The organism is Bacillus sp. DHT2 (genome assembly GCF_026241455.1).
Taxonomy (GTDB): domain Bacteria; phylum Bacillota; class Bacilli; order Bacillales; family Bacillaceae_G; genus Bacillus_A; species Bacillus_A pseudomycoides.
Genome location: NZ_JAPHWH010000001.1, coordinates 292,085 through 313,993 on the forward strand (window position 1 = coordinate 292,085; position 21,909 = coordinate 313,993).

The 21,909-nt window shown below is 33.8% G+C and carries 18 protein-coding genes and 3 pseudogenes; 15 read left to right on the forward strand and 6 right to left on the reverse strand.

The window, feature by feature from the left end:
- Nucleotides 1–4 precede the first annotated feature (4 nt).
- From ORL93_RS01700 to ORL93_RS01715, 4 genes are all read left to right on the forward strand, one after another.
- Nucleotides 5–1,252 (forward strand): DUF1015 domain-containing protein, encoded by a 1,248-nt coding sequence (locus tag ORL93_RS01700; protein ID WP_265958510.1) that lies wholly within the window; start codon nt 5–7, stop codon nt 1,250–1,252.
- A gap of 359 nt (nt 1,253–1,611) precedes the next feature.
- Nucleotides 1,612–2,298, forward strand: coding sequence for a formylglycine-generating enzyme family protein (locus ORL93_RS01705; protein WP_003198593.1), 687 nt, complete (start codon nt 1,612–1,614; stop codon nt 2,296–2,298).
- A 234-nt stretch (nt 2,299–2,532) separates the two neighbouring features.
- Nucleotides 2,533–3,204, forward strand: coding sequence for a response regulator transcription factor (locus ORL93_RS01710; protein WP_003198595.1), 672 nt, complete (start codon nt 2,533–2,535; stop codon nt 3,202–3,204).
- Between the two features lies 1 nt (nt 3,205).
- Nucleotides 3,206–4,582 carry a sensor histidine kinase gene (locus ORL93_RS01715; protein WP_265958511.1) on the forward strand — a complete coding sequence of 459 codons (1,377 nt, stop codon included), beginning with the start codon at nt 3,206–3,208 and terminating at the stop codon, nt 4,580–4,582.
- A gap of 205 nt (nt 4,583–4,787) precedes the next feature.
- Here the strand turns inward: ORL93_RS01715 and ORL93_RS01720 are convergent.
- The 4 genes and pseudogenes from ORL93_RS01720 to ORL93_RS01740 form a co-directional block, all read right to left on the reverse strand.
- Nucleotides 4,788–4,874: pseudogene (locus tag ORL93_RS01720) on the reverse strand (IS6 family transposase); the annotation flags it as partial.
- A 65-nt stretch (nt 4,875–4,939) separates the two neighbouring features.
- Nucleotides 4,940–5,848: an alpha/beta fold hydrolase gene (locus tag ORL93_RS01725; RefSeq protein WP_265958512.1), complete on the reverse strand. Its 909-nt coding sequence runs from the start codon at nt 5,846–5,848 to the stop codon at nt 4,940–4,942.
- Between the two features lie 194 nt (nt 5,849–6,042).
- The gene (locus tag ORL93_RS01730) at nt 6,043–7,350 is read right to left on the reverse strand and encodes a condensation domain-containing protein (protein WP_098125494.1); all 1,308 of its coding nucleotides are present in this window, start codon (nt 7,348–7,350) and stop codon (nt 6,043–6,045) included.
- 356 nt (nt 7,351–7,706) lie between these two features.
- Nucleotides 7,707–8,063: pseudogene (locus tag ORL93_RS01740) on the reverse strand (DDE-type integrase/transposase/recombinase); the annotation flags it as partial.
- Between the two features lie 151 nt (nt 8,064–8,214).
- Between ORL93_RS01740 and ORL93_RS01745 the strand changes: the two are divergent.
- From ORL93_RS01745 to cuyA, 10 genes and pseudogenes are all read left to right on the forward strand, one after another.
- Nucleotides 8,215–8,970 carry an ABC transporter ATP-binding protein gene (locus ORL93_RS01745; protein WP_097794528.1) on the forward strand — a complete coding sequence of 252 codons (756 nt, stop codon included), beginning with the start codon at nt 8,215–8,217 and terminating at the stop codon, nt 8,968–8,970.
- Between the two features lie 23 nt (nt 8,971–8,993).
- Nucleotides 8,994–10,964 carry an FtsX-like permease family protein gene (locus ORL93_RS01750; RefSeq protein WP_265958513.1) on the forward strand — a complete coding sequence of 657 codons (1,971 nt, stop codon included), beginning with the start codon at nt 8,994–8,996 and terminating at the stop codon, nt 10,962–10,964.
- A gap of 78 nt (nt 10,965–11,042) precedes the next feature.
- Nucleotides 11,043–12,629 carry an ATP-binding protein gene (locus ORL93_RS01755; RefSeq protein WP_265958514.1) on the forward strand — a complete coding sequence of 529 codons (1,587 nt, stop codon included), beginning with the start codon at nt 11,043–11,045 and terminating at the stop codon, nt 12,627–12,629.
- Nucleotides 12,598–13,221 carry a response regulator transcription factor gene (locus ORL93_RS01760; RefSeq protein WP_265958515.1) on the forward strand — a complete coding sequence of 208 codons (624 nt, stop codon included), beginning with the start codon at nt 12,598–12,600 and terminating at the stop codon, nt 13,219–13,221. The genes ORL93_RS01755 and ORL93_RS01760 overlap by 32 nt, the downstream gene beginning before the upstream one ends.
- Nucleotides 13,222–13,352: 131 nt before the next feature.
- The gene (locus ORL93_RS01765) at nt 13,353–14,417 is read left to right on the forward strand and encodes an ABC transporter permease (protein ID WP_265958517.1); all 1,065 of its coding nucleotides are present in this window, start codon (nt 13,353–13,355) and stop codon (nt 14,415–14,417) included.
- Entirely contained in the window at nt 14,417–15,088 is a 672-nt protein-coding gene (locus tag ORL93_RS01770) for an ABC transporter ATP-binding protein (RefSeq protein ID WP_003198455.1), read from the forward strand. Before ORL93_RS01765 ends, ORL93_RS01770 begins: the two co-directional genes overlap by 1 nt.
- 130 nt (nt 15,089–15,218) lie before the next feature.
- On the forward strand, nt 15,219–15,566 hold the full coding sequence (locus ORL93_RS01775; RefSeq protein ID WP_003198457.1) for a DUF4260 domain-containing protein: 348 nt from the start codon (nt 15,219–15,221) through the stop codon (nt 15,564–15,566).
- A 98-nt stretch (nt 15,567–15,664) separates the two neighbouring features.
- Nucleotides 15,665–16,426 (forward strand): CPBP family intramembrane glutamic endopeptidase, encoded by a 762-nt coding sequence (locus tag ORL93_RS01780; RefSeq protein ID WP_265958518.1) that lies wholly within the window; start codon nt 15,665–15,667, stop codon nt 16,424–16,426.
- A gap of 155 nt (nt 16,427–16,581) precedes the next feature.
- A pseudogene (locus ORL93_RS01785) lies at nt 16,582–16,833 on the forward strand (DUF4073 domain-containing protein); the annotation flags it as partial.
- 339 nt (nt 16,834–17,172) lie between these two features.
- Entirely contained in the window at nt 17,173–18,168 is a 996-nt protein-coding gene (gene cuyA / locus ORL93_RS01790) for a D-cysteate sulfo-lyase (RefSeq protein ID WP_003207601.1), read from the forward strand.
- A gap of 150 nt (nt 18,169–18,318) precedes the next feature.
- Here the strand turns inward: cuyA and ORL93_RS01795 are convergent, their stop codons facing one another.
- On the reverse strand, nt 18,319–18,987 hold the full coding sequence (locus tag ORL93_RS01795; RefSeq protein ID WP_265958519.1) for an alpha/beta hydrolase family protein: 669 nt from the start codon (nt 18,985–18,987) through the stop codon (nt 18,319–18,321).
- A gap of 70 nt (nt 18,988–19,057) precedes the next feature.
- Nucleotides 19,058–19,447 carry a VOC family protein gene (locus tag ORL93_RS01800; protein ID WP_098124620.1) on the reverse strand — a complete coding sequence of 130 codons (390 nt, stop codon included), beginning with the start codon at nt 19,445–19,447 and terminating at the stop codon, nt 19,058–19,060.
- A 113-nt stretch (nt 19,448–19,560) separates the two neighbouring features.
- Here ORL93_RS01800 and ORL93_RS01805 point away from each other — a divergent pair, with 113 nt between their 5' ends.
- The gene (locus tag ORL93_RS01805) at nt 19,561–21,870 is read left to right on the forward strand and encodes an AAA domain-containing protein (protein ID WP_265958521.1); all 2,310 of its coding nucleotides are present in this window, start codon (nt 19,561–19,563) and stop codon (nt 21,868–21,870) included.
- The last annotated feature ends 39 nt before the right edge of the window (nt 21,871–21,909 follow it).

Below are 21,909 nucleotides of genomic sequence, written 5' to 3' on the forward strand. Positions count from 1 at the left end.
AGATTTGGTGACAATTCGACCATTCAGGGCAATTCGTCCAGTATCTGATAAAGCTGCACAAGTTGCAGCACTGCCGTATGATGTGTTAAATAGTGAAGAAGCAAGAGAAGTTGTAAAGGGAAACCCATATTCCTTTTTGCATATTGATAAAGCTGAAATAGACTTAGATCCGGCTGTTTCACCATATGATAACAGTGTATATGAAAAGGCAAGTGAAAATCTACAACGTTTAATGCAAGAAGAAGTATTGATTCAAGATGAAGAGCCATGTCTTTATATTTATCAATTAACAATGCAAGGGAGAATGCAGTCTGGACTTGTCGTTTGTACATCAATTGATGAGTATACTGATAATACAATTAAAAAGCATGAGCGGACCCGTCATGAAAAAGAACAAGATCGCATTCGTCATGTTGATATATGTAATGCGAATACAGGTCCAATTTTTTCAACATATCGTGCGAAAGAAGACGTAACAAAGTTAATTGCAACGTGGCAAAAAAATCACACGCCAATTTATCAATTTACTGCAGATGACGGTGTGGAGCATGTAATATGGAAAATCGCAGAAATTGATGCGATTTCTGCATTAGTAGAATCATTCGAAGAGATTCCTTCCTTATATATTGCAGATGGACATCATCGATCAGCATCTGCTGTGAAAGTTGGGTTAATGCGTAGGGAACAATATCCGAACTATACAGGAGAAGAAGAATTTAATTTCTTTTTATCTGTTTTATTCCCTCATGATGAATTATCAATTTGGGATTATAATCGTGTTGTGAAAGATTTAAATGGTTTATCACAGGACCAATTTTTACAGCAAATTTCACACTATTTTTATGTAGAAAGAGCTTATGTATCTCCATATAAACCAACTGAACCAAAATCATTTGGTATGTATTTGGATCAGTGGTGGTATAAACTCACTGTGAAAGAAGAAACATTTGATGCCTATGATGTTGTAAAACGTTTAGATGTTTCTATTTTACAAGATCACTTATTGAGTCAAGTATTACAAATTCACGATCCACGTGCAGATAGCCGCATTGATTTTGTTGGTGGTATTCGAGGTTTAGAGGAGCTAGAGCGCCTTGTAAATCGTGGTGATTATAAAGTAGCGTTTGCTTTATATCCTACATCAATGGAAGATTTATTAGCAATTGCTGATGCGGGGGAAGTTATGCCACCAAAGTCCACTTGGTTTGAACCGAAGCTTCGTAGTGGGCTTTTCATACATTCTTTAAATTAAACAAAAAGACATAAGATTAGGAGTAAAGATAGTAAGGATTAAATATCCCTACTATCTTTTTTAAACTATAAGTACAAATTAAAGATACATAGTAATAATTGACGACTTATGAAAATACGCTATACACTATTCTTTCTTCAACTAAGGGATAGGTTCTAAAGTACCGTAGTTGATTGAAATTCCTCTTCCAACCATAAAATAGTATGAACACATTCTATCCATTTTCATCTTCTATGGTGTAGTACCTGTGCTGTATGAATGGATAACAGGTAGTTATCTACAAAAACAACATGATTTTTGTATTGATCTAATGGTTCTAGATGTAATGAAATTTACGGCATTAAGATTGTTAGGAGGAAATGGGAGTGTCAAATGAAATAATGAGTTACATTGACAATCAGATGGTGAAAATTCCAGGGGGAGAAATAGAATTAAGAGACGATAGAATAAAAAGCAAATGGAAAGTTGAAATAAGACCGTTTCTTCTTGCAAGGTATCCTGTAACTATGGATCTATACTATGCTATTACAAATAAGTCATCCAATTCTTTTGACGGAGATCTAAAACCATTTGTGAATATTTCTTGGAATGATGCAATTTCTTTTTGTAATCTACTTTCACAGAAAGCTGGACTGAAAGAGTGTTATTCTATAAGTAATGATGGTGAAAACATTATTTGTAATTGGGAATCTGACGGTTATCGACTTCCTTCAGAAGCAGAGTGGCAATATGCATGTAAAGCCGGGACTACTGGTTATAGATATGGAGAGCTTGATAAGATTGCCTGGTACAATGAAAATTCAGGGGGCAAAATCCATGAAGTAGGAAGAAAGGAACCGAATGCATGGGGTCTATATGATATGTTAGGGAATGTTTGGGAGTGGTGCTTTGATTTATATGATGAACAAGTGTACGGATCCTACCGAATTTTCCGAGGAGGTAGCTGGGCTGAAGAGGCCAGGGGGTGTGGGGCTTCGTGTCGTCGTCGTAGCCATCCGACATTTTACATTGACGACCTTGGATTCCGTCTTGCTCGGTCTTTTTAGCGCCTACAAACAAGCGGATTTTCGGGTTTTACAGCTTAACGAACGGAGAGCTAAGGTTAAATAAAAAAGCCTGTATCGAAAATTACTTAGTAATCGAAGATGCAGGCTTTCATTTGTAATATTTGTTAATATTTGTATATATTTAATTTTAAATGCGGGCTTTTTCTTGCAAAAAACACAATTGTTTCTTAATGTAATAGTGTAGAAGGATAAACAAGGAAGGATTTAACGAATATGATACATATTTTATTAGCGGATGATGACGGGCATATTAGAGAATTATTACATTACCACTTACAAAAGGAAGGCTATAAAGTTTTTGAAGCTGAGGATGGAAAGGTAGCGCAATCCATATTAGAAAAAGAAAATATTCACCTGGCCGTTGTCGATATCATGATGCCATTTATTGACGGATATACTTTGTGCGAAGAAATTAGAAAGTATCATGATATACCTGTTATTTTATTAACTGCTAAAGATCAATTGGTGGATAAAGAAAAAGGATTTATTTCAGGAACAGATGATTATATTGTAAAGCCATTCGAACCAGCGGAAGTTATTTTCCGTATGAAAGCTTTACTTCGTCGTTATCAAATGCTGAGTGCGGACGTTATCACGCTTCACGGAACAACGATTGATAGAAAAAGCTTTGAGGTAAAATGTAATGACCAAACGATTTTACTTCCTTTAAAGGAATTTGAATTGTTATCACAACTTGCAGGGTATCCTGGAAGAACGTTTTCAAGAGAAGAGTTGATTGAACTTGTTTGGGGGATGGACTTTGAAGGAGATGAACGGACAGTCGATGTTCATATTAAACGTCTTCGAGATCGTTTTTCAAAACGAACAGATGATTTTCAAATTAAAACGGTACGTGGACTTGGTTATAAGTTGGAGCTGAAATAAGATGAAGTCACTTTATTCTAGATTTGCATTGATTACGATTGGGATTATGCTTCTTAGTAGCATCATTGGTTTTTTATTAACCAATGTTTATTATCAAGTGAAATTAAAACCGTATAATAGTGAAAAGATTTTACGTTACGCTGAGGAAGTAAAACATTTATATGAAAAACAGACTGAGGAAAATAAGGATGAGTATTTACATTCTATTGCGAAATTAGGTTATGAGATTTATGTAGTAGATGATCAAAAACAGGGGAAACGAATTGGAAATGCTTTTCGGACTATAAAGATTAGTGATGCTACCATTGACAAAGTCTTACAAGGGAAAACATACAATGGTGTTTCTACCTATCCAACTCGTCTATTTATAACAGGCTTTTTTGATAATGAATTAATTAATAGCGTAGGGGTTCCGCTGAAACATGGTGATAAGCAATATGCCTTATTTATTCGTCCTGATATTCAGCAACAATTCGGCGAAATGAGGATTTTCTTAGCGGTATTGCTTGGATTTATTGTTGTATTAAGTATCGTTTTTATTGCAATCGCAGCGCGGTATATCGTTCGTCCGATTCGCATATTTACAAAAGCGACGCAAAAAATTGCGAATGGTGAATATGATATTGAATTAGAAGAAGGGCGAAAAGATGAGATTGGGACATTATCTACGAGTTTTAAAAAAATGACAAAAAGTATAAAAGAGTTAGATCAAATGAGACAAGAGTTCGTTTCTAACGTGTCTCATGAATTTCAATCTCCACTTTCCTCGATTCAAGGTTTTTCTAAAACTCTACAGTCAGAAAAGATGACAGAAGATGAAAGAAAACGTTATTTACAAATTATTGAGGGTGAAAGTAAGCGGATGTCTAGTTTATGTAAGCAGTTACTTACACTTGCTTCTTTAGATAAAGAGGAAAAGGTTCTTCAAATAAAAGAATTTGATGTGCACAAACAAATGAAAGATGTCATTTTTATGTTGGAATGGAAATGGCGTGAAAAAGACATAGCGGTTGAATTTGACGTACCTAGCATAAATGTAAGAGGCGATGAAAATTTACTTCATCAAGTTTGGACAAATATCTTTACAAATAGTATTAAGTTTACAGATCGTGGTGGAACGATTGGATTTGCTGTAGAAGAATTAGAAGCGAGTGTAGTGATTTCAATTTCAGATAGCGGGATTGGTATGGAGCAAGAAGAAGTAGAGCGGATTTTTGATCGGTTTTATAAGGTGGATACAGCGAGGGCTCGTAATGTGGAAGGAAGTGGCTTAGGCTTATCCATTGTGCAAAAAATTGTTGAACTGCACCATGGAGAAATTTCAGTGGAGAGTATAAGAGGAGAAGGTACGACATTTCGAATTGAATTACCGAAATGATGAGAAGGACTGATTTGAAGAGGAAATCTTTAAATCAGTCTTTTTTTATAAGATAAAATGATAAAAATGTTAAAAGAAAATATGTAAATCATTTGAGGTAGATTGTTGGAAGTAGCCATTTGGAAATGGGTACGTCATTTTCGGTTCTGGTGCAAATATATGAAGAAGAACGCGGATAATAGTAGATTCCTAGTGAAATCGTATTTTATGCTATAAGCCCAAACACTTGGTGGATGAACTCTTTTTGATTTTGGGCAGACTGATTCCGTAAATCAATCTGTCCCTTTTTTATACCGATTATGAAAAATGAAAGTGATAATGTAAAGTTGTTATTACAACATATTTTCCACTTTCAACTTAGTTGTCATTAGAATGTTTTTCTACAAAATCAAGGATCCTGGCATTAACTTCGTTAGAGAACTCACCATTGATTGCGTGAGATGCATTTTTCCAGTTAACTATATCGATATCTTCAACATATTTTTTCCCAGTTTCAACTGCTTTTACTGAATTGTGCATTGTACTTTTTTCAGCCATTAATGCAAGCACTGGAACGTTGATATTTTTTAAGTCTTCTTTACTAAATAGATCAGGCGCTGGTGTTTTAAGTTTATAGTTACGCATACCCGACTCGATTGATTTAGCAATAGGCTCATCGTCATTTGTTTCTGCTCCTCCAGATACATAGCTTAACATCTTTTCTCTTATAAACTTAGGTACAATAGGGACGGAAGCTGGAATAGATGCTAGAATCATCTTTATGGGCATTTGCGCAAATACAAAGACTGGGTCCAATAAACTAGCCGTAGCAATATGCTCTGGATTATATCTGGCCAAATTCATTGTTGTCCAACCGCCAATGGAGACACCCACGATATGCACTTTTTCTAAACCTAATCCTTCAATTACTTCATTTAACCATTCTGCTTGTTGTTTTTGGTTTTCAATCACCTTCGTTTGCACACTCATTCCAGGTTCACCGAGTAAATCTATCGTGTAAACAGGCCTTTTCTCCCTTAGCCCTTCTAAATTGGGTACCCACATTGGAGTAGATGCACCACGTCCAGGGAGTAAGAGTATTGGTTCCTTATGTTTGTTTTCCTCTTTAGTAAAGTAATAAGCACGAATTGTGCCATATTTAGTTTTTATATCTTTCGTATCGTTAGGCTTTGGAAGAAGTGCCATTGATTCATCGTAGGCAATTTGAAAGTCTTCCTTTCCTTTTTCAGATGTAAAGTGACCAATCTTATTATCATCTCTCTTCATTTTAGTTCCTCCTTTCTACAAATATATTGATGAACTTTATCAATATATTCATGGCAATAATCCATTAAAAATTTATCTTCTTTAAGCCAAAACTCTCTTTTAGAAAAAAGAAAAATCTCACGTAAAATTAAACTTATATAAGCTTAGCTTGTTGGGTGTGGGGTGATACCCCTATTACGTAATGATTATTACAATTATGATAGTTGATTAACCACACTTTCTAAAAATTGGTCTACTTTTTCTTTTGATGTATCCGGCGTATGATAACCAATCGTAAATGTAAGTCTTCCATTATAAGAGCTTGCCCCCATTGTAAAGAATGGTGCATACATAATAGGTGATGTCATATACCCGTCCTCAGCTTGAACTTCACCAAACTTAATAGGTTCATCTGCTATCACCCCGAAATTTGTAAGTAACGGTAATGCCATCCCCATCTGTAAAGCCTGTTCGTATTGCTGCTTATATATTTCTTTCACCGCAGATAGCTTTATACCTGCCAGTAGCTCCATTCCTGCTGCTGAAGAAAGACCTGGATTTTGAGATTTTATTTTATCCATTGATTGTTTGACTCGAGCTAGAGTCTGATTAAATGATTCATCATCTTCCATTTTAATCACTGGCATTTCCATACCGGATAAGTTGCAAATAGCACCAGTTGTATGATTAGGAAGATATCGGCGTAAATCAATTGTTAAACCGATCATTTTTTCTGCGGTGCGAGGTTCTGCATACACAGTGAAACGTGATAAAGCTCGGAAGTATGCAGTCATGATTGCATCATTCAAGGTAGCCTGTTGTGCTTTTGTCCATTGGATTAGACGTAGAGTTTGCTCATGGCTCAACCGCCGTACCGACATTTTTGGGTATATATTTTTGTTCGGTTGAGATGGAAAAGACCATAACGATGCCTGTTGTTCTTGGTTAGGACGATAGGCACTTTTTACGTCTGGTATTCCAGCATATTTGAAAACAGGTGATTGATCACGAAAACTCTCATTCCCCTCACCAAATTCCTTTATAATTTGATCCTTAGATTTTCCCAGGTAAAGTTGAGTATAAATTGCTCCCAACAAATTAATATATTCCTTGACTCCTGCACCATCTGAACATAGATGGGATAATTTCACCACTAACATATTTGTTGTAGTGCCTCGTAATAATTTTGTTTGAACCATAGGCCCCTGAATACGATCTCCAGATTCCTTAATAAAATCTATTGCCATCATTTCAAGTTCTTGATCATTTCCTTCTGCAAAAAGACAAATAGGTGAGTTAGTACCAGATGAATGTTCCTCCCAGTAAGGAATATCACTTTCTACAAAACGGCTGTTCAAAACCGGCTGCAATTGTAACGTTATCCTTACTGATTGTTCAAGTATGTTCTTTGATATACCTACAGGAAAATAAAGAACTGCATTAATTTGTTGATTTGCCGAATAAAGACCTAATATATAATTCATTCGATCTTGAGGTGTTACTGGATACTTTCTTTGTTCCATAATTTTCTCCCCTTTTTAAGACTATTTTTGGTTATAACCCCGTTCTCCATATGGTTGTAACTTTTCTTCAAGAGCTAATAATTCTTCTTTTCTATTTTTCTAGTATGTCAATCATGAAAGCATCTTTTCCGTACTGGTTCCATTCTTTTTGCAGCTCTTTGTTGGTGGTATACCCATTTCTTTATTGTTATTAACATTTCCTATCTCTTATGAATATAAATAAACATAAATTTATTTCGTTTACACATATATAAACATTTTATAATAACGTTTGGATATTGTCAAAAAACCAAACGAATGGTTCTGTTGCGAAGTTTGAAAAAAGCATAAACAGGTTGGTAAATGAGGAGCAATGTTTAAGAAGTAGCTAGTAATTGTTGAAGTTCATTGTACGTTGAAAAGGCGGAGTCTCTTTGAAGACTTCGCCTTTGTTTATATAGAGCATGAATGGTTTCAATACCTTTTATCGTACGTGAAGCATGACGAAGATTTTGAAATCCTGCGGATTTAGCAAAACGTCTCTTTACATGCCTATGATCCTGTTCAATAAGATTGTTTAAATGCTTGATTGTACAATGGATTGTAGTTTGATAAAATCCTTGTTTTCTTAATTTGTTAAATGCGCAAAGTAATGCCGGCGTTTTGTCTGTAGTGAGAACAGTTGGTTCTCCAAAATGTTTTACTAATCTTTTCATGAAGGCATAGGCAACTTTTTAAAAGTGTTCATTATCTAGGGGACAGCTAAACGGGAGGGCAAATAAAGTGAATTTGTAATGTAAGTAGAAGATTGCGTTTTTTACTCATGCTTCTTTATATATTGAAGAATAAAATTAATATATCAACAAATTGAAAGGAGCAAATAGGATGAATACATTATTATCTGCAAAAAATGTTACAAAAATTTACAATAAGAATCAATTGCCTGGACTGAATAAAGTATCTTTTGATATTGAATCAGGTGAATTTATTGGTATTATGGGTGCTTCAGGATCTGGAAAGACAACTTTATTAAATATACTATCAACTATTGATACACCGACAGATGGAGATGTTTTGATAAATGGTGTCAATATTAAAACACTTAATGATAACAAAACTGCGGATTTTAGGAAGGATCATTTAGGCTTTATTTTTCAAGAGTATTTTTTACTTGATAGTTTAACGGTGCAGGAAAATATTGCTGTGCCACTTACTCTGTTAAACAAATCTCCAAACGAAATCGAATCGACTATAGAAAGTTTAGCAAAGCGTTTTGGCATATTCGAACAATTATCAAAGTACCCTAGTCAACTTTCTGGAGGACAAAAGCAGAGGGTTGCGGCAGCAAGAGCCATTGCGAAACAGCCAAGTATATTATTTGCAGATGAACCAACCGGCGCGTTAGATTCAAACTCTGCAACAGAGCTGCTTCAAAAGTTAAGAGAGGCTAATGAGGATCTTCATACAACAATTTTGATGGTAACCCATGACGCTTATGCAGCAAGTTTTTCAAGTAGAATCTTAATATTCAAGGATGGGAATATTTTGAAAGAATTAAAAAGAAACGAAAAGGGTAGAAAAGAATTTTTTGAAGAGATATTAAAGGAAATCTCAAAAATTGATGAAAATCGATATAACTAAGAGTGTGAAAGGAAGGCATGACTGTGGGATTATTAACAATAGCAACAAAGAATCTGAAGAATAACTTTTCCTTCTATTCGTTCTATTTCGTTTCAGTGGCTTTTGTTTTGATGGTGTTTTTCGCCTTTATTTCTTTTTCCATGAACGATATTATCATGGAAAAGATTTCGTCTGATGGTAGAGTAGAAACAATGTCGAGAACGGTGGCAATCTTCGTTATGGCATTTGTACTATTCTATATGTCATACTCCAATACTTTCTTTATGAAAAAAAGAATGAAAGAACTGGGAATTTATTCGCTCTTGGGGTATCGAAAGTCAACCATGGTAAAATTATTAACCTTTGAAAATATTATAATTTCTTTTACTGCTCTAATTGTAGGTATCGTGCTGGGTGCTGTTGCTCATAAAGGAATTATTGAGGTGGTAGTCAAAGTACTAAAATTAAACATTAATACTTCTGAAGTGCCATTAATTAATCTTGATTCGGTACTATTCACTTTTATTTTTATATTTGCTGTTTTGACTGTCTTATTCTTATCAAACTGGATAATCCTTCGAAAAAGTTCCTTACTTACTTTGGTACGTATGGAGAAAAAGGAAGAAAAGCAGATGAAAGTTAGTACAGCTTTATCCCTATTAGGACTATTCTTGATTTTGGTAGGCTATTTCTTAGCTATTGATATTATAAGAGGAACCGAATCATTGTGGAAAACGATAGGGTTTTCACCAATCGCACTTTTAACAATGTTAAGTGTGGTATTAGGGACAATCTTCTTTATTCACTCCTTTTTACCTTTTGTTATTCAAAAATTGAAGAAAAAGAAAAAATGGTTTTATAAGGAATCGAATATTATTATCATTCCAAACTTTATATTTAAAATCCGTTCGAAGGCAAAGACTTTAATTTTGTTAACTTTATTAGCTGCAGGAACTTTGGCTATATTTGGCGCTACTATACTAACGCTTTACTATCCAATTGCTGCTACAGAACGTATCGTACCGTCAGCTATTGAGTTCCCGTTGGAAGATAAAGAATCGGCTAATAAAGCAATTAAAGCTGTGCAAGATACTGTCGGAAAAGAAAACATGAAATACAAAGAAACGACTATTATTCAAGGAACATCCTCTTCTGAAAATTTGCCTAAAGAATATAGTATGAAGAAAGAACATGGATTTGATCTAATCTCTGAGTCGGATTACAGGGATCTAATAAATTTTCAAGGGAAAAAGGTAGAATTTGAGAATTTAGCTAAACATGAAAGTATTTTAGTGAAATATAGGCCTGAAAAAGAAAAGTTAGATAAAGAGAATACATATACTTTGAACTTAACATCTATAAAGAGTGTGGATGTGAAAGTGAAAGAGACTACATTACTTAACCCAATTGGATTTGCGAATAGTGTAGGAACCCTTATTATTTCTGACAAACTTTACAAAGAAATAAAAGCATTAGGGCTTCCAGAAAAGACTATGATGAGCATTAACGGAACAGATATGAGAGATAACAAAGAAGTTTATGAAAACTTAGCTCCACTATTTAAAGATAATATCTATTTTACAAGTAGTTATCAAAAAAATGATTACATTATCCAGCAGAATAGCTCAACATTCCTGCTCATTAGCTTTGTCACTATCATCTTTTTTATTGCAACAGGTAGCATACTCTATTTCCATAATCTTTCGAGTATAATGTCAAATGAAAATGAATTTACAATTTTACAAAGAATGGGATATAACAAGAAAAAGATAAAAAGGATAATAAGAAAAGAAATCTTTACGTTATTTAGCATCCCTTATATATTAGGGGCAGCGCATAGTATTTTTGCACTGGTGGCATACAAAACTGCTTTAATGGACGATTTATTAGGAAAAGGTAGTGCCTTTATATTACCTATTCTTTTTGCATTAATTATTTTTACTGTGGTTTATATCATTTATTATTTGTTAACAAAAAGAGCATGCTATAAAATTATATTTAACGATAAAAAGTAAAAATTTACAGATAAAGCTGATGATAATAAACAAACATCAGCTTTATCTGTATGTAATCTAGTAAAGGTAAGTGAGTCTATGAAAAAATACTATGAGCAAAAACAAATCTTTATTTTAATGAATCAACTTTGTATGATTATTTTTTTATGCTATGAATTTTTGCAAGGTAAGATTGCAGGAACAGCAAAGTTACTTCCACTAACGTTTATAACAATAATGGTCATATATGGGGCATATATTAGTTTTGTAAACATAAAAGAAAATAACACGCTATCAAAATTCTCCAAATTGCTATTTTTTGCTTCATGGCAATTTTTACTTACGCTTAACGGGAGTCAAATTTCTTATACACTAAGTATACTACTTAGTGTAGTAATTCTATATAAGACAGTACAATTTTTGCTTTTGTTCTTTTTCCAAGATTCTATTTATGCTTATAAAAAAGAGACAGACTGGATTTTAAAGATTACATGTGTATTAACATTGGTTGCGAAATTGATAAACGATAAAATATTTGCCGCTCTATTTTCATGTCAATGGATTTTTAGTTTTATTTGTATTATTTTTCTATTTTTGAAAAATCGAGAACGAATTAAATTTATCTTCAAAAGCGAAAAAAAGCAGTTATTTAAATCTGTTGCTATTCTTATCGCTCTCTTTATTGTATATGCTATGTTGTTTGCAGGAAGCCCTGAATATTTAAGTAATTTAGGGTGGTATATCGTGATCCTGCTACCCTTATTTAGTATTCATGCGATTGCTTTTAAAAGCCATACATTTATGAAGCAATATTTACTTTTAAAGGAAGGTAAAATGATATTCATGTTTTTATGCTTTATTGTTTTTATTAGTTTGCTTGGGCTGTTGTTTAAATTTAGTATGATTACCTATTTTATCATTATACATACGATTTTTTGGTTTGTTCTTCTTTATTTCACACTATTATTTCAAGACATAAAAGATACGATCTTAAATGTGGATGCAGAAGAACCTAAACCCTTGCCAGAAAGCTCTTACGTTCAAAATCTTTTACAGATAGCTAAAGAGGAGAAGTTGAAAAGTGAATTTTCTGATTATCTGCATGATGAAATATTACAAGATATATTAGCAGTTAAAAATATGATGAATAAATCTAATAAAGAAGAAATTCATGAAATGATAGTAAAAACGCTAGATGACTTAAACCAGTCTATACGTGTACAAATGCAAGAATACCACCCAACGTTATTAAAGACACTCACATTAAAAAAGAATTATAGTAATCTGCTTGAGATGATCCAGCAAAAATACGGAATGAAAAATATTGATATATCTTTTAATTGTAATGATAATTTATTCTTAGTTGAACCTTATAATCTTGTTATATATCGAATTTTAAAAGAATTAGTAACAAATGCGTTCAAACATTCTAAATGTTCTAAGTTAGTTTTGAGTTTGGTACAAGAAAATAACAAAATAGAGCTTATAGTAAAAGATAATGGGATAGGTATGGGAAATGAGAAGCATATTCCTAATGAACATAGAGGGTTGAATTCGATTAAAGAACAACTGTTTTTGTTAAACGGTAACATGACAATTTCAGAATGTAATCCTTCTGGTTTATGTATTGATATTTTTATTCCTATGAAAGGAGATGATTCCTATCAATATTTTATTAATAGATGACCATGCTTTGTTTTCAAAAAGTTTGGAGATAGCTTTAGAAGATTATCCTGAGATAGATGAATTCTATTCATTACAAAATGTTGAAAATGTTATCACAATCATTAATGAGTTTAAGCCAGATATTATTTTAGTAGATATAAATTTAAGCAATATTAGTAGCGAAGATGGTTTAGAAATAGCAAAAACTATTTTAGATAGTAAATGTGGCACGAAAATAGCTATATTAACAGGCTATGATTTGCCTGTTTATCGATATGAAGCTCAAAAAATTGGTGTAAGTGGCTTTATTAATAAAAATATTATGCCAGATAAGTTGTTGGAAATTTTAATTAAAATTAACGAAGGTATTTGTTATTTTCCAATGTCTATGGACTATGTTGAAGAATTAACCGATAGTGAGAAACAAATTTTACAGTTACTATGTGGTGGATATAAGCGTAAAGAAATTGCTACTATGTTATATGCTAGTGAACGCACAATTTCAAACCATATTCAACATATGTTTGATAAATTGGATGTTTCATCTTCATTAGAAGCTGTAACAAAAGGAATACAATTAGGATATATTCAACCTCATTATAGAAATCGTTAATGAAACTATGGGCTTGAATCCAATACATTTCATTCAATGGTAATTTTTTGATTGTAATCTTTTGTTCATATTCCGTTCATATTTCTTTTTTAAGATGAGTACATAGAAAGAAATAGGAAGGAGCGAGCGAAATGTTTTTAGCTCTGCGTGAATTAAAACAATCAAAATTAAGATATGGATTAATCGGGCTCATCATGATTTTATTATCATTTTTAGTTCTTGTGATTTCTGGATTAGCAAATGGTTTATCGTATGATAATGCATCATCAATTCAAAATATGGATGCAACAAAATTTGTATTAGCAGATGATGCAGAAAATAAATTACTCCGTTCACAAATAAAGAAAGAAGATGTGGATGATGTAGTAGGGCAAGTAGATGCAAAAGATGCTGTGCCATTTCATGTGAAGGTTTCTACGTATGAAAAGAAGGATAGTTCAAAAAAGGTTGATATTGCAATTTTTGCAAGTGAACGTGACACGTTCTTGGAACCAAAGATTGTGAAAGGGAATGCATTAGGAACAGCACAAGATGAACTGGTTGCTGACGAATCGATTAAAGAAAAAGGCATAGATATTGGCGATACAATTATTGATCCAGTTTCGAAAAAGGAATTCAAAATCGTTGGCTTTACGAAAGATCAAATGTTTAGTCACACACCTGTTGTTTATGTGAATCAAGATGTATGGGGACAAATTGCGCAGCCAAATCAAAAGGATTATAGCGCAATTGCACTTCGTACTGATAAAGAAGTGAAAAATGCACATGTGATTGAGAAAAAAGAAGTTCTTCAAAGTATTCCAGGGTATAAAGAAGAACAAGGAACATTAACAATGATTATTGCGTTCTTGCTTGTGATTGCTGCTTTATTAATCGGTGTGTTCTTCTATGTCATTACATTACAAAAAACGCAGCAATTAGGTGTATTAAAAGCAATTGGAACGAAAAATTCGTATTTAGCAAATACTTTAGTTGTGCAAGCATTATTCTTATCTGTTGTTGCAATGGGGATAAGTATTGTATTAGTAGAAGGATTGCAAAAGATTTTGCCAGAAAGCATGCCATTTTTATTAACAACGACAATGATTGGCCAATATGCAGGAATCTTTATTGTCATTAGTATTCTAGGAACACTTATTTCCTTATATCAAGTGTTAAAAGTTGATGCACTAGAAGCAATTGGAGGTGGCATGTAATGACTTCATTATTAAAATTAGAGGAAGTAAGTAAAGTGTACGGAGAAGGAAATACCGAAGTAACTGCTCTACATCCAATTTCACTTGATGTGAAGGCGGGAGAGTTTATCGGTATTGTTGGTCCCTCTGGATCAGGGAAAAGTACTTTGTTATCAATTGCTGGTGCGTTATTATCACCATCAAAAGGAAACATTTACATTCGTGAACAAAATATTACGCGTTTATCAGAAAAGGAAATGACAGATATTCGTTTAAGAAAAATCGGGTTCATTTTTCAGTTTGCAAATCTTGTTCCCTATTTAAATGTAAAAGAACAATTACTCTACATTGCAAAATTAAAGAAAGAAGACCGAAAAGAATCCGAAAAGCGTGTGGATCATTTGTTAGCTGCATTTGGATTATCTCAAAGAAAAAATCATTATCCAAATCAATTATCTGGCGGAGAAAAACAAAGGGTTGCAATTGCTCGTGCTTTCATGAATAATCCGGATTTAATATTAGCGGATGAACCAACAGCAAGCCTTGATTCAAAACGTGGGCGCGAAGTTGTCGAAATGATGAAACGAGAAGTAAAAGAAAGTCAAAAAGCAGCGATTATGATTACACATGACGAAAGAATGCTGGATGTATGTGATCGTATCTTAACATTACGTGACGGAAAGTTAGTATAGGTAGTATAAGAAAAAGCGCAGGGTGGATTCCTGTGCTTTTTTGTACATGATAATTCGTTTAGACTGGTTTTGGAATTAAATGTTATAATAGTCTTATTATTCCGTCATTTATAAGGGAGGAGGATAAAATATGGAGAAAAAAATCATACATATGGAAGGGCTTATTGTCTTAATAGCGACCATTTATATATATGCATTAAATGAGTTTAGCTGGTTAATATTCTTCTTGTTGCTTTTAGTACCTGATGTTTCAATGCTAGCATATCTTATTAATAATCGTATTGGTGCGCAGATTTATAACCTGTTTCATACTTACATAGTATCAATATTACTGATTTTGATCGGTTTATTTCTAAAATCAGATGTGACTCTTATGATCGGCTTAATTTGGACAGCTCATATTGGAATGGATCGTCTGTTCGGATATGGTCTTAAATATCAAACGGATTTTAAGGATACGCATATTCAGAAGTTATAAAATACAGTAGGAATAAACGTTTATCATACATATGAATCTTTTTATGTACCAAGCTATATTCATTTTAAAATCTAATCGCGACAAAGAGGGATAGGTATATGAATAATGATATGAAACGATACTTAATATGCACGTTCATATTTACATGGATACTCTGGGGACTATTAATTAGCTTGATAAAATGGGACATTACCACATTCGGTACTCCATTAGCAATGATATTGTTTGTTTTCGGAGGTATCATGCCAGCAATTAGTGCAATTAGTTTAAAGAAAAAATATGGATCAAAAGAGGAGTTTAGAGTTTTTATCAAAAACATTGTTAACGCTAAACATCATTTTGCATGGTATATTCTGCTCATTGTTCTAGCTTTTATTAGCTGTTATCTGCCAACGCTATTTGGTGGGGCAACGATGCAAAAGCCATTATACGTTGCATTATTTAATTTTCCAATGATGATTATTGGTGGTGGAGTTGAGGAAATCGGATGGAGGGGATTCTTGCAACCTGCACTTCAAAAAAGGTTTTCTTCATTTTTAAGCACCATGATTGTGAGCATAATATGGGCTGTTTGGCACCTGCCGTTATGGTTCATTCCAGGCACTAACCAGTCTCAAATAAATTTTATATACTTTATAATCACGATAATTGCCGTATCCTTCATATATACTACAATTTATAATGCAACTAAAAGTATTTTTATGTGTCTAGTTTTCCATGCACTTATGAATTCTTTTTGGAGCGTATACGTGCCAAATGATAAGATTTTACCAGCCTGTTCAACTCTTATCTTTGGAATTTGCGTCTTTATAGTGTATAAATTAGTGATAAAAAGAAAAAGTACTTTATTAACAGGTTAACAAAGATAAAGCAAGGAAACCTATTTCGAGTTTCCCTTCATCAAACCTTAAGTCCCCTATTAAGGGATATAACTTACCGACATGTTATATCGTGGATTTTAAATGCTGCTCTCTGGGCACAATTTTATTTTGCGAACGCTGTCTGCAGCGTGATAAAGCAATCTATTCATGATGGGAAAATGACGCAAATGGAACTCGATGTAATAGCTGATGATAAAAAGAATATTCTTGTCGGTGCAATAGAGTACATGGAATTCTCTATAGAAGGAACAAACGAATGTCATACATATAATGCGGGGAATCCTCCAAAATTTGAAGGGGATCAAACGGTATATGTGCGCCATAAAGGAGAAAGGAATTTACATCCAGGTTTAACACGGATTGTTCATTTTTCAGCTAATAAATAGTTTAGAAAAGTAGTATGAAAGTAATAATGTATATCTTCTATATAAAAAGGGCTTTTATGTTATGATAAAGCTCTTTTTTGTGCGTTTATAAAAAAGTAAGTGAAATGTTAGGGGAAATCATGTTTTTTAAATCATTAGAGTCGCTTTACTACAATGAATCAAGTATACTGAGAAATGTTTCCTGAAAATAATTCAGGCTAAAAATCCATTAGGGTTGTTTGGTTACTGAAGACTTTTCTAATAAAAGTGTAAGAGTTATGATTAGTGAACAGATAATGCTTGATGGATATTTGAATTACTATTTTAATTTTAGATAAAGAGTAAATAAGGAGAGTTAGTATGAATTTAGCAAAATTCCCTAGAAAAAAATATACAGAATCATATACGCCAATTGAAAAATTAAATCACTTTTCTGAAGTCCTAGGAGGACCTTCTATTTATTTTAAACGAGATGATTTACTTGGTTTAACAGCTGGTGGAAATAAAACAAGAAAATTAGAATTCCTTGTGGCGGATGCACAGGCGAAAGGTGCAGATACGTTAATTACTGCTGGCGGTATTCAGTCCAATCATTGCCGATTAACATTAGCGGCTGCGGTAAAAGAGAAGATGAAATGCATTCTTGTATTAGAAGAAGGACTTGAACCAGAAGAAAAACCAGACTTTAATGGGAATTACTTCTTATATCATTTATTAGGTGCTGAAAATGTAATCGTTGTGCCAAACGGAACTGACCTTATGGATGAGATGCAAAAAGTGGCCAAAGAAGTAACTGAAAAAGGGCATACACCATACGTCATTCCAGTTGGAGGATCCAATCCTACCGGTGCAATGGGATATATTGCATGTGCAGAGGAAATTATGGCTCAATCGTTTGAGCAAGGGATAGATTTCAATACGGTTGTTTGTGTAAGTGGCAGCGGGGGCATGCATGCTGGTTTGATCACTGGATTTTATGGAAGACAAACAGGGATTCCGGTAATTGGAATGAATGTGAGCCGCGGGAAAGCTGAACAAGAAGAAAAGGTATGTAAGCTTGTGCAAGAAACTTCAGCGCATGTTGGTATTCTAAACAGTATTCCGCGTGAGGCCGTGACATGTTTTGATGAATACGTTGGACCAGGATACGCTTTACCAACACCTGAAATGGTAGAAGCTGTTCAGCTTTTAGCAAAAACAGAAGGGGTTTTACTGGATCCAGTATATACAGGGAAAGCAGTAGCTGGACTGATCGACCTAATTCGAAAAGGTACATTTAAGAAAGAAGATAACATTCTATTTGTACATTCAGGTGGTTCTCCGGCGTTATATGCGAATACATCACTATTTTCCTAATATGTAAGAAAATCAGCACCAAAATAAGTGGTGCTGATTTTTTATGTAAGCTTTACTTGTCTGTCTTAATTAGCTATAAAGAACAAATTGCTCATCTAACCAGTTTACTATTTTTTCAATCATTGGAATACTTATAGAATGATTGATATTTTAGTATAGCATAAATGTAATGTTAGCTGTTGTATCTTGATGGTGTGATTGTACTTTTTCATAAAATGTTTGTTGTCCAAGAGGCGAGACAACAGCATCACTTGCCCCGTGTAATAATAGTATAGGTCGATTATGAATGCGTTCGATAAATTGAATAGGATCCATTTTTCTAATCATATGAATTTCATTGGCGATATTTGAGCCTTGCTTTTGAAAAATCTCTTCAGAAGTTATCCAAGCTCCTGAACCATTTATATTAATAAGTGCATCAATTTTTGAATCTTTGATAAAAGCTCCTGAGGATATGAATCCACCCATTGAACTTCCGAGAACTACAATTTTATGACCTAAGCAGTATTCACTCTCATAGATACTAGTAAATAAATCATTTATATCATGTTTAACAGTATGCAAAATGGTTTTCCAGAAATATTGTTCCATTATCGGTCTAGAAAAATGATTTTCTAAAGCTGTCCGTGAATCGTGATAAATAATTTCTGGAATAATTACGGTATATCCAAAGTTAGTTAAGATGGTACCTAAAAAGATTTGATGATAAATGCTAGATCCCCATCCATGATAGAAAACGATTGTTATTTTTTTATCCTGTTTTGTGGGCTGTAATAAGAGACCATGTATGTTTCCTAGTTGAATGTCTGTTTGATTCAATGTATCGGTTCACCTCCATAAATAAATAAGCGAGGGAATGAATGCCCTTACTGATAAAAGCTTTACCTTATCACTCCGTCTCAAAAAACTCAATCCATTCTCCATCAGGGCCAGAGAAGAAAATGTAACGTGTTCCATCAGGTAATGTTTCAATTTCCTCTGTTAATAAAAAAGTTACTCCTAACTTCTTCAGTCTTTCAATTTCATCTTCTAGAGAGTCTACTTTAAAGCAAATATGATGCACTTTTCCTTCTGTTGGAAGAGAAGGATTATAGCCTTCAATTAATTCAAGAATGGTTTCTTGTGATTCTTCTACACCTAAAAAAGCGAGTTTTAAGTTTGGATTCGGATGTCCCATGCGTTTGATAAGTTTTAGTCCAATAACTTTTTCGTAAAATGAAATAGATGTTGCTATGTTTGCAACCATAATTCCAACGTGTTCAATTCTTCTTACTGGCATGTCGATTCCTTCTTCCCATAAATTTCTTGTGTATCATAATATTGAAAATTAAGAAAATAAGCAAGATAAAAACCTTACAAATTTTATGATGTTCTATGATATAGTGAGAAAGTATGTTTGGAAAGAAGGAAGGAGACAACTCAATGAACATAACTTTACAAACTCCTTCATTAACGGAAACGATGAAAGAGTGGCATCAAGCATTAGCATATGAGATTAAACATTGGAAAACGATAGGCGGTAGTAAGCTATCGATTATAAATGGCCGTTTTTTATATACAGATTATGAGAGTACAGTTTATGTATTTCAGCTTATTTCGGAAGTAAGCTTACCTGATGGTACACCAATCCGAATTGAATTTGATGGTGAGGAAGCAACAGGAGAAGTACTATCTGTACATGGGCTAGAAATTGAGCTGAAATTGAATGATTATATACAAGGTGAAATAAGAGAAGCTAGTTTATATAGTGAACCATGGCAGTTATTAGAAAAATTACAAGAGCGGTTGAAAGAAGTTCGAAAAGATAAGCAAAAGCGTCAGCGTGTAAAACGTCTTTTGGATGGAAAGAGTGCGCCAAAGCATATTGAAAAGATGAAAAATCCGAAGAATGAACTTGCATATCGTTCTTTTTATAATCCGACAACATATGTTTGGGGACCGCCTGGAACAGGGAAATCTTATAATTTATCACGTATTATTTCAGCGCACTATCAAAAAGGAAAATCAGTACTTGTACTTGCTCATAGTAATGCAGCAGTTGATGTATTAATGAGTGAAGTCACAAAGCAAATAGAAAAGAAAGAGAAATGGGCACCAGGAGAAATCGTCCGGTATGGATTTAGTCAACATGAACATATACGTAACCATGAAACATTGTTAGCTTCTAGATTAGTGGAAACAACGAATGGTTCATGGGGAGAAGAGAAGCTTTATTTAGAAGAAATGCGCCAAGATCTTCGTCAAAAGATCTTATCTTATAAGGCAACTGCTTCTGATAAAAAGCGTATGCAAGAAATTGAAGGAGATCTTAGAAAACAAAGAGCGAAAATTAAAGAAGTAGAAAGAGAATATATTGAAAATGCAAAGGTCATTGGTGCGACACTATCTAAGTGTGCAATTGATTCTCTTATTTATGAACGAACATTTGACTTAGTTGTTGTAGATGAAGTGAGTATGGCATATGTGCCACAAATCGCATTAGCTGCTTCTCTTGGTAAGCGAATTGTCGTTTGTGGTGATTTTTTACAGTTGCCACCAATTGCGATGGCAAATCATGAGCTTGTTAGAAAGTGGTTAGGAGAAGATATGTTTTATCATGCAGGGATTGTCCAATCCGTAAACAAGTGCGAGACACATCCGAATCTATTTATGCTGCAAGAACAAAGACGTATGCATGCGGATATATCTAAATTTACAAACTCATTTATTTATAAGAATAGAGTGTTCGACCATCCTTCTATTTCGGCAAGACAAGAATTAGCGAAATTACAGCCGTTTGCAAACGAAGCGACAGCTCTGTTTGATACAAGTTTAATGGGAGCTTACTCTTTAAAAGATGCCGCTTCTGGTTCTCGTTTTAATATTATGTCCGGTTTCGTTGCAATGCAGATGATTTTAATTGGATTATTAGATGGCGTTCAATCGATTGGAGTTGTAACGCCATATCGTGCGCAGTCCCGTTTCTTATCAACATGTATAAGAGAAATATTGCAAAAAACAAAGTATCGAAATACACCTATTCTAGCAGCGACGGTTCATAAATTTCAAGGATCTGAACGCGATATGATGATTTTTGATACAGTAGATAGTTATCCGCAGGAGCGTCCTAGCGTGTTATTCTTTGATCATAAGAATCATCGTCTTGTAAATGTTGCGGTAACGAGAGCAAGAGGAAAGCTCATTCAGTTATCGGACTGTCAATATATGCGGAAAAATCTTTCTAGAAAACAAGCGTTATCTCACTTAACTTCTCACATAGAAAGACACGGAAATGTATATGATCGTACAACATCACGTCCATTGTTAGAACGGAAAATTACAAAACGCTTGAGATGGTTTATGCAAATGAATTTGGAAGAGACGAAAGCATTATTAAAAGACATTCTGTCAGCAAAACAAAAAATTATTATTTCGCTCCCAAGTACAAGACAAGTAGATAAAAGGGTATGGCAGGCGTTAATGCGTACAACAGCGCAGGTAACAATCTATAGCGATGGACCAATTCCATTAAAAAATGTGAGAGTACAAAGGCAAAATAAATCACTCCCATTTGTATGTATTGATGATGAGATCTTTTGGGTAGGTGCTCCGTTAACATCGCAAATGATGTTTGAAGGAAGTCCAGAATTCCCTTATATATGTGCAAGAATGCAGGGGCCTGAAACGATTGGCGTTTTAAAAGGATTTTTAGATATTCGTTAAAATCTGATCGGAATTCCTTGACATTTACTCGGAATAAAA